The sequence below is a fragment of the Streptomyces sp. NPDC050564 genome, from assembly GCF_044457265.1.
Taxonomy (GTDB): Bacteria; Actinomycetota; Actinomycetes; order Streptomycetales; family Streptomycetaceae; genus Streptomyces.
On the sequence record NZ_JBITGS010000018.1, the window covers coordinates 47,600 to 62,653 of the forward strand.

General features: G+C 70.4%; 10 protein-coding genes and 1 pseudogene. 2 read left to right on the plus strand and 9 right to left on the minus strand.

Annotated elements, in window-relative coordinates; translation table 11 throughout:
- Nucleotides 1-27 precede the first annotated feature (27 nt).
- Together ACIBK0_RS27160 and ACIBK0_RS27165 are read left to right on the plus strand one after the other, a co-directional pair.
- Nucleotides 28-236 (plus strand): annotated as a pseudogene (locus tag ACIBK0_RS27160) (formyltransferase family protein); the annotation flags it as partial.
- Between the two features lie 103 nt (nt 237-339).
- Nucleotides 340-1,137, plus strand: coding sequence for an IclR family transcriptional regulator (locus ACIBK0_RS27165; protein ID WP_399085200.1), 798 nt, complete (start codon nt 340-342; stop codon nt 1,135-1,137).
- Between the two features lie 11 nt (nt 1,138-1,148).
- Here ACIBK0_RS27165 and folP read toward each other — a convergent pair whose 3' ends face one another.
- The 9 genes from folP to ACIBK0_RS27210 all read right to left on the minus strand — a co-directional run bounded on the left by folP (nt 1,149) and on the right by ACIBK0_RS27210 (nt 15,049).
- Entirely contained in the window at nt 1,149-2,090 is a 942-nt protein-coding gene (gene folP / locus ACIBK0_RS27170) for a dihydropteroate synthase (RefSeq protein ID WP_399085745.1), read from the minus strand.
- Nucleotides 2,091-2,297: 207 nt separating this feature from the next.
- Nucleotides 2,298-2,900: a sarcosine oxidase subunit gamma gene (locus tag ACIBK0_RS27175; protein WP_399085203.1), complete on the minus strand. Its 603-nt coding sequence runs from the start codon at nt 2,898-2,900 to the stop codon at nt 2,298-2,300.
- Complete coding sequence (locus ACIBK0_RS27180; RefSeq protein ID WP_399085206.1) at nt 2,893-6,126, minus strand: sarcosine oxidase subunit alpha family protein; 3,234 nt, start codon at nt 6,124-6,126, stop codon at nt 2,893-2,895. The genes ACIBK0_RS27175 and ACIBK0_RS27180 overlap by 8 nt, the downstream gene beginning before the upstream one ends.
- Before the next feature lie 12 nt (nt 6,127-6,138).
- A complete protein-coding gene (locus tag ACIBK0_RS27185; RefSeq protein ID WP_399085209.1) occupies nt 6,139-7,371 on the minus strand; it encodes a sarcosine oxidase subunit beta family protein in 1,233 nt (410 codons plus the stop codon).
- A 58-nt stretch (nt 7,372-7,429) separates the two neighbouring features.
- Nucleotides 7,430-8,290, minus strand: a complete 861-nt coding sequence (locus ACIBK0_RS27190) for a bifunctional methylenetetrahydrofolate dehydrogenase/methenyltetrahydrofolate cyclohydrolase (RefSeq protein ID WP_399085212.1) — start codon at nt 8,288-8,290, stop codon at nt 7,430-7,432.
- Nucleotides 8,291-8,326: 36 nt separating this feature from the next.
- The gene (locus ACIBK0_RS27195) at nt 8,327-10,765 is read right to left on the minus strand and encodes an FAD-dependent oxidoreductase (protein WP_399085215.1); all 2,439 of its coding nucleotides are present in this window, start codon (nt 10,763-10,765) and stop codon (nt 8,327-8,329) included.
- A gap of 217 nt (nt 10,766-10,982) precedes the next feature.
- A complete protein-coding gene (locus ACIBK0_RS27200) occupies nt 10,983-11,945 on the minus strand; it encodes an ABC transporter substrate-binding protein (protein WP_399085218.1) in 963 nt (320 codons plus the stop codon).
- A 15-nt stretch (nt 11,946-11,960) separates the two neighbouring features.
- Entirely contained in the window at nt 11,961-13,961 is a 2,001-nt protein-coding gene (locus ACIBK0_RS27205) for an ABC transporter permease (RefSeq protein WP_399085221.1), read from the minus strand.
- The gene (locus ACIBK0_RS27210; RefSeq protein ID WP_399085224.1) at nt 13,961-15,049 is read right to left on the minus strand and encodes a glycine betaine/L-proline ABC transporter ATP-binding protein; all 1,089 of its coding nucleotides are present in this window, start codon (nt 15,047-15,049) and stop codon (nt 13,961-13,963) included. The genes ACIBK0_RS27205 and ACIBK0_RS27210 overlap by 1 nt, the downstream gene beginning before the upstream one ends.
- Nucleotides 15,050-15,054 lie beyond the last annotated feature (5 nt).

Here is a 15,054-nt window from a genome sequence, read left to right on the forward strand (position 1 = left end):
ATGCCGAGCAACCGGCCCCGGTGCTTGTTGGTCGGGGCCACGGCGCACTACGTCACGTCCGACCTCGACGAAGGCCCGATCATTGAGCAGGACGTTGTCCGCGTGGACCACTCCCGCGACCCCGACGAGCTGGTCACCGTCGGCCGCGACGTCGAGGCCCAGGTGCTCGCCGCGCCGCCGAGTGGCACAGCAAGAGCCGGGTGCTGATCAACGGGAAGTGCACGGTGGTCTTCCGCCGACGGGGCGGGCCGTGCGAGCATGCGGACGGCCGGATCCAGCCACCCTGTCGTCCACCACGGCCCCTGCGGGACCCGCGGACACCCTGCGTATAGTTGCGCTATGGGCAACTACGCGGCAGAAAGCGCAACAGCAGGCCCCGCGGTGAGCGGGGTGCAGTCCGTCGACCGTGCCGTCAGCGTCCTGGAGATCCTCGCCCAGCGCGGCGAGGCGGGTGTCAGCGAGGTCGCCGCCGAGATCGACGTCCACAAGTCGACCGCGTTCCGCCTGCTCGGAGCGCTGGAGGCGCGCGGCCTGGTCGAGCAGACAGCCGAGCGCGGCAAGTACCGGCTCGGCTTCGGAATCGTGCGTCTGGCGGGCGCGGTCACGGGTCGCCTCGACGTCACCCAGCAGGGCCGGCAGGTGTGCGAGCGCCTCAGCGAGGAGATCGGCGAGACCGTCAACATCGCGGTCCTCCAGGAGCACTACGCGGTCAACCTCTACCAGGTACGCGGCCCGGGAGCGGTCGGTACGCACAACTGGGTCGGGCAGCTCACCCCAGTGCACGCCACATCGAGCGGCAAGATCCTTCTGGCCCACCTCCCGGAGAAGGAGCGCGCCGACGTGCTCGCGGCGTCCGGGTTGCGGAAGCTGACCCCGCACACCCTGACGGCCAGGACGAAGCTGGAGAAGAACCTCACCGAGGCGCGGGAGCGCGGCTACGCGGTGACGCTGGAGGAGCTCGAGATCGGCCTGCACGCCATGGCGGCCCCGATCCGCTCCCGCGACGGCGAGGTCGTCGCCGCCCTCAGCGCCTCCGGCCCCGCATACCGCTTCACTGAGGAACGCATCCACGAGCTCGCCCCCCTGCTGATCAAGGGCGCGGACGAGATCAGCCGCCGCATGGGCCATCTGGGCTGAGCCGCGCCCCTTCAGGGGCGCGGGGAACTGCGCGACCAGCCATGAGGACCCGCGGACGCAAAACGGCCTGTGACGGCCCTTCGTGCGCGGCGGTCTCGGCGGTCGGCCGGTCGTGCGCTTGCGCCCTCAGCCAGCGGCGACCGTACCGACGCCGCCGGCTGGGCGCCCCAGCGCGCCGTCACCCGTACCGCGTCGAGTGTCGAGGCGACATCGTGCACGCGCAGGCACCAGACGCCCTGCGCGGCGGCGAGCACGGACACGGCGGTGGTCGCGGCGTCCCGCTGTCGTGCCGGGCGGGGCTGTCCCGTCGCCTCGTCCGCCAGCAATCGGCCCAGGAACGACTTGCGTGACGCGCCCACGAGGACGGGGTGGCCCAGCGCGCGGACCTCCCCGAGCCGGCCCAGCAGCTCCCAGTTGTGCTCGGGCTCCTTGGCGAAGCCCAACCCGGGGTCGACGATCAGGCAATCGGGCGGGATCCCCGCCTCCAGCGCGGCCTGGATCCGCAGGCGCAGCTCGTCGAGCACATCGGTGACGACGTCGCCGTATACGGCGTTCGTCTGCATGCCGGCGGCGTGGCCCCGCCAGTGCATCAGCAGGTACGGCGTGCCCGCCCGGGCCATCAGCGGCAGCATCGCCGCGTCGGCGAGGCCTCCCGAGACGTCGTTGATCAGCCGTGCGCCCGCGGCCAGCGCACGGGCGGCGACTTCGGACCGCATGGTGTCGACGCTGACGATCGCGCCCGCCGCGGCGAGCTCACGGACGACGGGCAGGACGCGTCGCAGCTCCTCCTCGACCGGCGGGCGTACCGCGCCGGGGCGGGTCGACTCGCCGCCCACGTCCACGATGTCCGCTCCCTGTTCGAGCAGCGCCAGCCCGTGCGCGACGGCCGCGTCAGCGGCGAAGGCCGGCCCGCCGTCGGAGAACGAGTCCGGGGTGACGTTCACGACGCCCATGACCAGCGTCCGGCCGGGCCGTGGCAGGCCGGGCAGGTGGAGTTCGGTTGTGCCCGGGTGTGCCGGGGTGGTGGCGTGGGCCGTGGCGATCACAGGCGTCCGACTTTCGATGCGTATGACGAATCGTGCTGCACAAAGCCCTGTGGGAGCCCCTCGGCGGAGCTCCCACAGGGATGACGGGGTCACCCCCGCCGAGTTCGCTCAGGCTCAGACGTACTCCGTCGCCGCGTCGAGCAACCAGTCCGCCAGATAGCCGGCGAACGACGAACGGACCAGCACCCAGAACCCGGCCCTGGGGTCGTCCCGGGCGACCAGGACGACCTGCGTGCGGCCCAGTCTCGTCTGGGCGCAGCGTCCGGAGCCGAAGGCCCGCGGATGCAGGTCCAGCGGACAGCCGTGGGCCAGCAGGTCATGGGCGCGGGGGCCCGTCACGAGGAGCGTGGTGCGCTGCGCGGAGACGTCGGTGACGGAGGCCGGCTCGTCCCCCGCCGCCTCACGGATCCGGCTCTCCAGGTCCCGTTCACTGCCCGGCGGGCCCACCAGCATCCATTCGTCCGGGCCGAGCCACAGCGCGGTCAACTCCCCCGCGCGGACGACGGTGTTCGGCTGGAGCGGCAGCTGGAGGTCGAGCGCGAGCCCGACGGCTTCCGCCGCCGGTCCCTTGGCGTCCAAACGCACGTTGATCTGGGCCAGGAAGGGGAGTTCGGCCAGCCGGATCTCACCCCCGGAGGTGCGTGTCGCGGCGGCCAGGCGGACCGCGACATGCGACAGAGGGCTGCGAAGCGGGGCGGTCAGGGCGTTGTCAGCCATCGCGGCGGGCTCCCTCGGGGTCGTAGAGGACGGGGCTTGCGACGGTCACCGGGACCATCCGGTCGCCGACGGGGGCGTACAGCCGTTCGCCGATGCGGTCCCGGCCGCCCTTGATCAGGGCGAGCGCGAACGTCCGGCCGAGGGCCGCGCTGCGATAACTGGAGGTGACGTGGCCAAGCATCGGGACGGGCGGCGCCGGCAGCACACCGTCGGCGACCAGGTGGGTGCCTTCCGGGAGGAAGGTGCCCGGGTCCTCCGGCAGCAGGCCGACCAGGTGCTTGCGGTCCGGACGCGTGGTGTCGGCACGGGCGTAGGACCGCTTGCCGATGAAGTCCGGCTTCTTCTTGGACACCACCCAGCTCATGCCGAGATCCTGGGGCGTGACGGTGCCGTCGGTGTCCTGGCCGATGATCGGGTAGCCCTTCTCCGCCCGCAGGACGTGCATGGTCTCCGTGCCGTACGGGGTGATGCCGTACGGGGCGCCGGCCTCGTACACGGCCTCCCACAGGGCGAGGGCCTGCCACGGTGACACGTTGATCTCGAAGGCGAGTTCGCCGGAGAAGCTGATCCGGCAGACCCGGGCCTCGATGCCGGCCACGGTCGTCTCGCGCCAGGACATGAACGGGAAGTCGTCGTTGGCCACGGCGAGTTGGGGTGCGAGCGCGCCGAGGACCTCGCGGGACTTCGGACCGACCAGGGCCACCGTGGCCCACTGCTCGGTCACGGACGTGCAGTGGACCTTCAGCTCGGGCCACTCCGTCTGGAGCCACTCCTCCATCCAGTCCAGGACCGTGGCCGCGTTGCCCGTCGTCGTGGTGACCAGGAAGCGGTCCTGGGCGACGCGGATGACCGTGCCGTCGTCGAAGACCATGCCGTCCGGGCGGCACATGACGCCGTAGCGGATCATGCCGACCTTCAGGGTGCTCATCATGTTGGTGTAGAGCCGGTCGAGGAAGACGCCGGCGTCCGGGCCCTGGACGTCGATCTTGCCGAGGGTCGAGGCGTCCATGAAGCCCACACTCTCGCGGGTGGCCCGGCACTCGCGCAGCACAGCGGCGTCCATGTCCTCGCCGTCCTGCGGGTAGTACCAGGGGCGCTTCCACTGGCCGACGTTCTCGAACAGGGCTCCGTGCGCGACATGCCATTCGTGGACGGCCGTCGTGCGGATCGGGTCGCTCAGCGCGCCCCGGTCGCGGCCCGCGAGGGCGGCGAAGGAGACCGGGGTGTACGGCGGGCGGAACGTGGTCGTCCCGAGCGCAGAGATGTCCACGCCGAGCAGTTCGGCGACGACACCGCTGGCCAGGACACCGGAGGTCTTGCCCTGGTCGTTGGCGGTACCGGCGGTGGTGTAGCGCTTGGTGTGCTCCACCGAGCGCAGGCCGGCGCCGGTCGCGCGGACCAGGTCGTCGACGGTGACGTCACGCTGGAGGTCGACGAAGCGGGGGGCGGCGGAGGCACCCGGGACGACATACACATGCATGGCGGGCGCCGGTCGCGGCTGCGCGGCCACCGCGGGGAGGCGGGGCGCCTCGGGCGTGTAGCCCTCGGCCTCGACGGCGCGGGCACCGGCGGCCGCGCCCTGTGCCAGGACGGTGGCCGCGTCGAGGACGCCGCTGGCACTGCCCACGACCTCGACCGCCTGGCGGCCGGTGTCGGGGACGAAGGAGCCCAGCGCCTCGTCGTAGCGCAGTTTGCCGCCCGACTGGCTGAACAGGTGCGCCACCGGGTTCCAGCCGCCGGAGACCAGCAGCAGGTCGGCGGCGAACTGCCGCTGCCCGGCGGAGTCTCCGAGCGGGGCCACGGTCACGGCGGTGAGGCGTGCCTCGCCCTCCGCGCCGGTGACGGCGTGCCCGGCCAGGACCTCGATGCCGGCCGCCCGCGCCCGCTCGGCCCACTCGCCCGCGTCGGGGCGGGTGTCGACGATCGCCGTGATGTCCACGCCGGCCGCGGCGAGGTCAAGGGCCGCCGCGTAAGCGCTGTCGTTGGTGGTGAAGACGACCGCGTGGCGGCCGGGCAGGACGCCGTGGCGGTGGACGTACGTACGGGCCGAGGAGGCCAGCATCACGCCGGGGCGGTCGTTGTCCGCGAAGGCCAGCGAGCGCTCGTGGGCGCCGGTGGCGAGGACGACGCGGCGGGCGCGGATGCGCCAGACGCGCTCACGGGAGACATTCTCGGGGGCGTCGGCGCCGAGATGGTTGGTGCGACGCTCGACGGCGAGGAGGTGGTTGTCGTCGTAGTAGCCGAAGACCGTGGTACGGCGCAGGACGCGCACCTCGGATTCGGCCTCCAGCCGCTCGCCGACCTCCGCTACCCAGTCGAGGTGCTCCCCCGTGCCCAGGAGGCTGCCGCCCAGCTCCGGCTGGTCGTCGGCCAGGATGACGCGGGCGCCGCTCTTGGCCGCCGCCGCGGCGGCCGCGAGGCCGGCCGGGCCCGCGCCCACGACCAGCAGGTCGCAGTGCGCGTGTACGGCGTCGTAGCGGGCCGGGTCCGGCTCGGTGGCGAGGCGGCCCTGGCCGGGGAGGCTGCTCGCGACCAGACCGTCGTACAACTCGACGGTCGTCGCGGGCAGCATCGGCTCGGGGAACGGTGCCTCGATCTGGACGACCGCGTTGGGCTCCTCGACGCCGGCCGAGAAGATGCCGCGCGGGCGGCCGAGCTTGATGCTGGTGCCGGCCTGGATGACGCCGTTGGCGAGGAGGGCGGAGGCGAGGGTGTCGCCTCGGTAGCCCTGGTATTCGGTGCCATCGAAGGTGAACGTCAGGGGCACGCTACGGTCGACTCGGCCACCGGTGGACAGGCGGTGAGGCTGGTTGTCCTTCCGTGCCGGGGGCTCCGCCCCCAGACCCCCGATCGGCCCCGAAAGGGCCTCGTGCTCAGACTCCCCCAGAGGGGGTACCCCCAGACGGGCTGATTGTGAAGGGCTCGGCTGAGAGCCGGCCGGGCGCGCCTCGACCGTCGCCGGGCGTTCCTCACCCGACCGGTACACCGCCAGGACCTCGTTCGTCGACGTATCCCGCACCGCGTTGAACCAGCGGCGGCAGCCGGCCGCGTGGCTCCAGCGCTCGGCGAAGGGGCCCTTGGGGTTGTCGCGGAAGAACAGGTAGCGGGCCCACTCCTCGTCGGTGAGGGACGCGGAGTCCTCCGGATACGGCACGTGGGCCTGGCCGCCGTAGTGGAACTCGGCCTCGTCGCGAGGCCCGCACCAGGGGCATGGGATGAGCAGCATGGGTTCGGCTCCCTAGTGGGCCACCGCGGCCGCGCCGTGCTCGTCGACGAGCGCGCCGGTGGTGAAACGGTCGAGCGAGAAGGGGGCGTTGAGGTGGTGAGGGGTGTCGTGGGCGATGGTGTGGGCGTAGACCCAGCCGACGCCCGGGGTGGCCTTGAATCCGCCGGTGCCCCAGCCGCAGTTGAGGTACAGGTTGTCGACCGGGCTGAGTCCGACGATGGGCGACGCGTCGGGGCTGACGTCGACGATGCCGCCCCAGGTGCGCAGCACATGGGCGCGGGCGAAGACCGGGAAGAGTTCCAGGGCCGCCGCCATCTGCTCTTCGATGATGTGGAAGGCACCGCGCTGGGTGTACGAGTTGTAGGCGTCGATGCCCGCGCCCATCACCAGCTCGCCCTTGTGCGCCTGGCTGACGTACACGTGGACGGCGTTGGACATGACGACCGTCGGGTGCACCGGCTCCAGCAGTTCGGAGACCAGGGCCTGCAACGGGTGGCTCTGGACGGGCAGTTCGATGCCCGCCATGGCGGCAAGCACCGAGGTGTGGCCGGCCGAGCACAGCGCCACCTTGCCCGCCGCGATGGGTCCGAGCGTGGTCTGTACACCGACGACCCGGCCGCCGACGATGTCGAGGCCCGTCACTTCGCAGTTCTGGATGATGTCGACGCCCGCGGCGTCGGCGGAGCGGGCCAGGCCCCAGGCGACGTGGTCGTGCTTGGCGATGCCTGCGCGCGGCTGGTAGGTGCCGCCCATGACCGGATAACGCACGTCCGGAGAGATGTTGACGATCGGGCAGACGTCCTTGACCTGCTGCTCGTCGAGCCATTCGGCGTCCACGCCGTTGAGCCGGTTGGCCTCGACGCGGCGCACGCTGTCGCGGACGTCCTGGAGGCTGTGGGCGAGGTTGAGCACACCGCGCTGGGAGAAGAGGATCGGGTAGTCGAGCTCCTCCCCCAGTCCCTCCCACAGCTTGAGCGCGTGCTCGTAGATGCCGGCGCTCTCGTCCCACAGGTAGTTGGAGCGGATGATCGTGGTGTTGCGGGCCATGTTGCCGCCCGCCAGCCAGCCCTTCTCCAGCACGGCGACATTGGTGATGCCGTGGTTCTTGGCGAGGTAGTGGGCGGTGGCCAGGCCGTGTCCGCCGCCTCCGACGATCACTACGTCGTACGACCGCTTGGGGTCGGGCGTACGCCACAGCCAGTCGGGGTGCTCGGGAAGGTCGGCGCCGGGGGTGCGGGGGCTCATCGGACGTCTCCGTCTTCTGAAAGGTGCGGATACTGCGGGTACTTCGGGGCGGGAGCGTTCATACGGCGGTGGCGTTCCTCTCGGCGGCCTCGACGACGTTGGCGAGCAACATCGCTCGGGTCATGGGGCCCACACCGCCGGGCATGGGGGCGAGCCATCCGGCCACCTGGGCGGCGTCCGGGTGGATGTCGCCGACCAGGCCCTGGTCGGTGCGGGTGATGCCGACGTCCAGGACCGCCGCGCCGGGGCGCAGCATGTCCTTGGTGACCAGCCCGGGCGAACCGGCCGCCGCGATGACGATGTCCGCCTCGCGTACGTGCCAGGCCAGGCCCTTGGTGCCGGTGTGGCACAGGGTCACGGTGGCGTTCTCGGACCGGCGGGTGAGCAGCAGCCCGATGGGACGCCCGACGGTGATGCCCCGGCCGATCACGCACACCCGGGCTCCGGCGAGGGGCACGTCGTGGCGGCGGAGCAGTTCGACGATGCCGCGCGGGGTGCACGGCAGGGGTGCCTCGACGCCCAGGGTGAGCCGGCCGAGGTTGACGGGGTGCAGGCCGTCGGCGTCCTTGGCCGGGTCCATGCGTTCCAGTACGGCGTTGGCGTCCAGGTGGCGCGGGAGCGGGAGCTGGACGATGTAGCCGGTGCAGGCCGGGTCGGCGTTGAGCTCGTCGATCGTCTCCTCGACCTGCTGTTGCGACGCGTCGGCGGGCAGGTTGCGGCGGATGGACGCGATGCCCACCTGGGCGCAGTCGCGGTGCTTTCCGCAGACGTAGGCGTGACTGCCCGGGTCGTCGCCGACCAGCACGGTGCCCAGGCCCGGCGGGCGGTCGGCGGTGGCCGTCAACTTGGCCACGCGTTCCGCGAGTTCGCGACGGATGGCGGCGGCGGTCGCCTTGCCGTCGAGCAGCTGTGCGTTCACCGGCGGTGTTCCTTCCCTCGGAGTCGGCGCGGGGTGTCAGCCACGGAGGCGGGACATGGTGGGGTCGAACAGGGGCTCCTCGGCGACGACGGCCTCGACGCGCTGGTCGAAGTAGCCGATGTGCACGGGGGTGCCGGGGGTGGCGAGTTCGGCGGGGAGCCAGGCGTATGCGATGCCCTTTCCGATCGTGTAGCCGTAGGCGGCGCTGGTGACGTAGCCGACCGCGCGGTCGCCGTCGTACACAGGCTCCTTGCCCATCACGACCGCCTGCGGGTCGTCGATGGTGAGGCAGGTCAGCTTGCGCCGTACGTCGGCCTTGCGGCGCTCGAGTGCGGCCTTGCCGATGAAGTTGTCCTTGTCGAGCTTGACGGCGAAGCCGACGCCGGCCTCGTAGGGGTCGTGCTCGTAGGTCATGTCGGTGCCGAAGGAGCGGTAGCCCTTCTCCAGGCGGAGGCTGTTGAAGGCGCCGCGGCCGGCGACGACGCCGCCGAGGGGCTTGGCCGCCTGCCACAGGGTGTCCCACAGTTTCAGGCCCTGGTCGGCTGTGGTGTAGAGCTCCCAGCCGAGTTCACCGACGTACGACAGGCGCATCGCGGTGACCGGGACGGAGCCGATGTGGGCGCGCTTGGCGCGGAAGTACTTCAGGCCGTCGTTGGTGAAGTCCTCGTCCGTGAGGGGCTGCAGGACCTTACGGGCGAGCGGTCCCCACAGGCCGATGCAGCAGGTGCCGGGCGTGATGTCGCGGGCCTGGACCGTGCCGTCGGCAGGGAGGTGGCGGGTGAACCAGTCAAGGTCGAGGTTGCCGTTGGCGCCGACCTGGAAGAGGTCGCGGGCCAGCCGGGCGACCGTGACGTCGCTGCGGATGCCGCCGTCGTGGTCCAACAGCAGGGTGTACGTCACCGAGCCGACCGACTTGGCGACCTTGCCGGTGCACAGGCGCTCCAGGAAGGCGGAGGCACCGGGGCCGCTGACCTCCAGGCGCTTGAGGGCCGTCATGTCGTACATCGCGACGGTCTCGCGGGTGGCCTGGGCCTCGGCGCCGACGATGGGCGACCAGTACTGCGCCGCCCAGTCGTTCGGCGTCGGGACGTTGCGGCCTTCGACCAGGCCCGCGTTGGCCTCGTACCACTGCGGGCGCTCCCAGCCGGCCGCCTCCAGGAAGAACGCGCCGTGTTCCTGCTGGCGCGCGTGGAAGGGGCTGGTGCGGATCGGGCGCGGCTTCCCGGACGGCTGCAGGGGGTGCAGGATGTCGTAGACCTCCACGAAATTCTGGCAGTCGCGGGCCAGCACGTACTCCGGGGTCAGCTGGTGCGGCTCGAAGCGGTTGACGTCGCATTCGTGCAGGTCGAAGGACGAGCAGTGGCCGTCGACCAGCCATTCGGCCATGGCCCGCCCGACGCCCGCGGAGTGCGTGACCCAGACCGCCTCGGCGACCCAGAAGCCCTTGACATCCGGGGACTCGCCGAGGAGCGGGAAGTTGTCGGTGGTGAAGGAGAACAGGCCGTTGATGCCCTCCTCGACCTTGGCCTCCCGCGTCGCGGGGAGCAGGGACTGGGTCTCGGTCCAGGCGGGGGCGAAGTCGTCCTCGGTGAACTTCAGGACCGACGGCATCTCGTCGGCCTCGTCGAAGGAGAGGATCTCGTCGGCGGTGATGGGCATCGGGCGGTGGCCGTAGTAGCCGATGCCGATGCCGTCGAAGCGGTCGCGGTAGTAGAGGTCGGCGTCCTGGTGGCGCAGGATCGGGCGCACCGCCTCCTCCGTCTGGCCCGCGAGCGCCGGGACCGGGCCGGTCCAGGCGAGCTGGTGGGCCAGCGGGGTCAGCGGGAGGTTCATGCCGGCCATGCGGGCGATCTTCGGGCCCCAGATGCCGGCGCAGCACACGACGATGTCGGCTTCCAGATCGCCCTGGTCGGTGCGGACGCCTGTCACCTCGCCGTCGGCCTGGAGCACGTCCAGAACCTCGTGGCGGGCCAGGAAGCGCACACCGCGCTCGGTGGCCCGGCGGATCTGCGCCTCGACCGCGAGGACGGCCTTCGCGAGTCCGTCGGTCGGGACCAGGAGGCCGCCGAGGACCCTGTCCGAGTTGACCAGCGGGTGCTGCTCGAGGCACTCCTCGGGGCTCAGCAGCCGGGCCTCGATGCCCCACGCGGTGATCCAGCCGTACCGGCGCTGGATCTCGGTCAGGCGCTCGGGGGTGGTCGCCACCTCGAGGCCGCCGACCTGCAGGAAGCAGGGCTTGCCGTCGACGTCGAGCGAGCAGAACTTCTCGACGGTGTAGCGGGCCAGCTCCGTCATGGTTTTGGAGGAGTTCGTCTGGAAGACCAGGCCCGGGGCGTGCGAAGTGGAACCCCCGGTCGCCGGGAGCGGACCCTGGTCGACCACGGTCACTTCGGTCCAGCCTCGCGCGGAGATCTCGTCCGCGAGAGCCGCTCCCACGACCCCCGCTCCGATGATGACCACTCGGGGTCCCGCCATCGCCGCACCTCCGATTGAAAACCGATCGAGTTGCTTTCTACGCAACGTGCTTCAGGTTGCGCAACTCAATGTGCCTGTCCCGGGGAGGGGGTGTCAAGAGGTCCGTGACGTCGGAAAACGAGCCGGAACACGGCCCCGGACACGGCGACGCCCGGCGGGCGGTACGCACCTGTGCGTACCGCCCGCCGGGCGTGTTCGACCGACGATCGACTCCGGGCTACTTGATCCAGGCGTCGACCTTGTCCTTGTTGGCCTCGACCCACTTCTTGGCCGCTGCGTCGTCCGTCATCTTGTCCTGGGCGATGTACTTGGCGACCTCGTTCTGGTCGTCGTTCGTCCAGTTGAAGTTCTTCACCAGGTTGTAGGCGGGGCTGCCCGACTTGGCGAACTTCGCGCTGACGATCTTGTTCAGGTTGTACACGGGATAGTCGCAGGCGACCTTCGCCGCATCCGCGTCACAGCCCGTCTTGTACGCGGGCAGGCTGACCTTCTTCAGCGGAACCTCGGACATGAACCACTGCGGCTCGTAGAAGTAGCCGATCACCCACTGCTTGTTCTTCTCGGCGGTGCGGAAGGCCTGGATCAGCGCCGTCTCACTGCCCGCGTACACCACCTTGAAGTTCAGCTTCAGGTTCTTCACCAGCGCCTCGTCGTTGGTGACGTACGACGGGTCGCCGTCGAGGAGCTGGCCCTTGCCGCCCGACTCGGAGGTCTTGAACTTCGCCGCGTACTTGTTGAGGTTCTTCCACTCGAGGATGTCGGGGTGCGCCTTGGCCAGCCACGGCGGCACATACCAGCCGATGACGCCTTTGTTGCCGGTCGCGCCGGCGTCGACGGCGGTCTTCTGCTGGGTGATGTACTTCTTCTTCAGGTCGTCGTGACCCCAGTTCTCCAGGACGGCGTCGACCTCGCCCGTCCCGAAGCCCTGCCAGGCGATCTCCTCCTTGAGGTTCTTCTTGTTGACCGTGCAGCCGAGATTGTGCTGGGCGACGTACGCGACGACCGCCGCGTCCGCCTCGTAGCCCACCCACGGGTTGACGGCCAGGTTGAAGGTGCCGCACTTGCCCGAGCTTCCCGAGCCCGCGGAGGAGCTGTCGCCGACCTTCGCCCCGCCGCACGCGGTGAGGGTGAGGCCGAGGACGGCCAGGCCGGCCGCGCCGGCACGCCAGTGTCTTGCCATGGTGTCCTGCTCCTTCTAAGCGCTCGCGCGTCGCGCCGCTGCCTGAGTGATCCGGTCGAACATGACTCCGAGAAGGACGATGGCCAGGCCCGCGGCGAGCCCCTTCCCGTACAGCTGCCCCTGTGAGAATCCGGCCACGACGTCGTAGCCGAGAGCGCCTGCTCCTACCAGGCCGCCCACAACAACCATCGACAGCACGTAGATCAGGCCCTGGTTGGTAGCGAGCGTGAGGGCGCTGCGTGACATCGGCAGTTGAACCTTGGTGATGATCTGCCAGGTGTTGCACCCGGCGGACGTGGCCGCTTCCACGGTGGTCTCGGGCACGGCCCGGATCCCGTCCGCGATGATCTTCATCGCGACGGGAGCCCCATAGACGATCGCGGCGACGATGGCCGTGAAGCGCGAGGGGCCGAAGAGCGCGAGGAACGGCACTAGGTAGACGAAGGGCGGCATGACCTGGGCCGCGTCCAGGGTCGGCCTGATCAGCCGGTCCACCATCATGCTGCGGCCCATCCACACGCCGAAGACAATGCCGAGGATCATCACCAGCACCGTGGCGACGAGTGTCGAGGCCAGCGTGGTCATGGCGTCCGACCACAGACCGGTGCCGACCAGCAGGCCCACGCACACGGCCGTGGTGAGCCCGGACCTCCAGCCGCCGAGCACCACGGCCAGTGCGACCAGCACCGCGCCGACGAGCCACCACGGGGAGTCGGTGACCAGCGTCTGGAACGGGTTGAGCAGACCGTTGGTGATGACGTCGCGGATGGCGTTGGTCAGGCCCGACAGACTGTCCTGCGCCCAATTGGTCGCCGTGTCCGCCGCGCTCGCGATGTGGCTGCCGACGGTGCCGTCACCGGGGAAGTCGGCCGCCCACAAATAGGTGTGCGACAGGTAGACCAGGACCGCCGTGACCACGGCGCCGGCGCCCAGCAGCGGGCGGCGCCACCGCGCGAAGCGGTCGCTGGAACGCCGTGCGTTCTCCTCGCGTGCGGCGGCCGCGGTCGTGACCCGGTCCAGGACGATCGCCATGACGACGATGGCGAGGCCCGCGTTGAAGGCCGTGCCGACGTCGAGCGACTGCAGCGACTGGATGACGATCGGGCCGAGGCCGGGCGCGTTGATCAGGGCCGCAATGGTCACCATGGCCAGGGCGGCCATGATGGTCTGGTTGACGCCCATCACCACGGTCCGCTTGGACATCGGCAGCAGCACCTTCAGCAGCGACTGCCGGCGTGTGGCGCCCAGTGAGTCGGCCGCCTCGACCGTCGTCTTCGACACGTTGCGGATGGCGTGCGCGGTGATGCGGATCGTCGGCGGGGCCGCGTAGATGACGGTGGCGATGGTGGCGGAGGCACCGCCGATGAGGAAGATCAAGGTCAGCGGGGCCAGGTAGACGAAAGTCGGCATCGTCTGCATGAAGTCCAGGAACGGCGTCATGATCCGGTTGAACCGGTCTGACAGCCCCGCCCACACACCCAGCGGGATCGCGAACAGCAGCGCCACGAAGACCGCGGAAAGGGTCAGCGCCAGCGTGTCCATGCTCGGCTGCCACAGGCCCTGCAGCCCCATGAAGGTGAACCCGGCCACGGCCAGCAGCGCGACCCGCCAGTTGCCCGCGGCCCAGGAGACGTAGCCGGCGATGCCGACGACACCCAGCCAGCCGATCTGCGGGACGGGGCGGGCGCCGGACTGCTGGGAGATCAGGTGCTGGATGAAGGTCACCAGGTTGTCGATGACCAGCCGGATCTCGTTGAAGAAGTACAGGAACAGCGGGTTGGAGTTGCGGTTGGCCCCGATGGAGTCGTTGAGGTCGTTGATCCACCGGTGCAGATCGGTGAGGTCGGCCGCCGCCAGGGACAGGGTCTGCTTGCCCTTCAGCAGGGCGAACAGCACCAGCCAGACGACCAGGATGGCACCGACCACCATGGGCCGGCTGACCTTACGCGCCGCTTTGAGGGGAGCAGCCGGCTCGACTGCATCCGTCTTCTCGGGTTTCTCGATGGCGACGGTCATCACGCGCCGCCTTCCTGCCCGGCGACCACCGCGAGGATCTCCTCGTCGCCGACTATGCCGAGCAGCTTGCCGTCCTCGACGACCTTGACCGGCTTCTCGGCCGCGAGGACGACCCGGGTGGCTTCCCGTACGACGACGTCCGGACCGAGCTCGGGGCCGTCCAGGTCGTCGCCGTCCTCGAGCCCGCGCATGATCCAGCGCAGGGTGAGGACGTCACCGCGGGGCACGTCCTTGACGAACTCACGGACGTAGTCGTCGGCGGGGGCGCCGACGAGTTCGTCGCCGGTGCCGCACTGGACCATTTTGCCGTCGCGCATGATGAGGATGCGGTCGCCCAGCTTGAGCGCCTCGGAGAGGTCGTGGGTGATGAACACCATCGTCTTGCCGACCTCGTGGTGGAGCCGGATGACCTCGTTCTGCATGTCGCGGCGGATCAGCGGGTCTAGCGCCGAGAACGGCTCGTCGAAGAAGAGCACGTCCGGGTCGCCGGCCAGGGCGCGGGCGAGACCCACGCGCTGCTGCATACCGCCGGAGAGCTGGTCGGGGTAAGAGTTCTCGTAGCCGGCGAGGCCGACCAGTTCGACGACCTCCAGGGCCCGCTTGGTGCGCTCGGCCCTGCCCATGCCACGGATCTCCAGGCCGAAGCCCACGTTCTCCACGACCCGGCGGTGGGGCAGCAGCCCGAAGTGCTGGAAGACCATGGAGAACTTGCGGCGGCGCAGGTCGCGCAGGCGGGCCGCGTCCGCCTGGCGGATGTCCTGACCCTCGAAGACGACCTCCCCGGCGGTGGGTTCGATCAGCCGCGTCAGACATCGCACCAGGGTGGACTTGCCGGAGCCGGACAGGCCCATGACGACGAACACCTCGCCCGGCGCGACGTCGAAGTTCACGTCGCGTACGGCGGCGGTGCATCCGGTGCGATCCATCAGCTCACGGCGCGTGAGACCGCACAGCTCCTCCGATCCCGGCACCCGGTCGGCCTTCGGCCCGAACACCTTCCACAGATTGCGCACGGATATGACCGCATTGTTGTCCGAGTCCTGGGGCGTGCCGCGCCGCTGCGCCACCTCGGTCTGTGTGGGGGTCACGATCG

Coding starts and splice junctions, on each gene's coding strand:
- ACIBK0_RS27165 (WP_399085200.1), top strand. CDS start 340: ATGGGCAACTACGCGGCAGAAAGCGCAACAGCAGGCCCCGCGGTGAGC.
- folP (WP_399085745.1), bottom strand. CDS start 2,090: ATGGGCGTCGTGAACGTCACCCCGGACTCGTTCTCCGACGGCGGGCCG.
- ACIBK0_RS27175 (WP_399085203.1), bottom strand. CDS start 2,900: ATGGCTGACAACGCCCTGACCGCCCCGCTTCGCAGCCCTCTGTCGCAT.
- ACIBK0_RS27180 (WP_399085206.1), bottom strand. CDS start 6,126: ATGCTGCTCATCCCATGCCCCTGGTGCGGGCCTCGCGACGAGGCCGAG.
- ACIBK0_RS27185 (WP_399085209.1), bottom strand. CDS start 7,371: ATGAGCCCCCGCACCCCCGGCGCCGACCTTCCCGAGCACCCCGACTGG.
- ACIBK0_RS27195 (WP_399085215.1), bottom strand. CDS start 10,765: ATGGCGGGACCCCGAGTGGTCATCATCGGAGCGGGGGTCGTGGGAGCG.
- ACIBK0_RS27200 (WP_399085218.1), bottom strand. CDS start 11,945: ATGGCAAGACACTGGCGTGCCGGCGCGGCCGGCCTGGCCGTCCTCGGC.
- ACIBK0_RS27205 (WP_399085221.1), bottom strand. CDS start 13,961: ATGACCGTCGCCATCGAGAAACCCGAGAAGACGGATGCAGTCGAGCCG.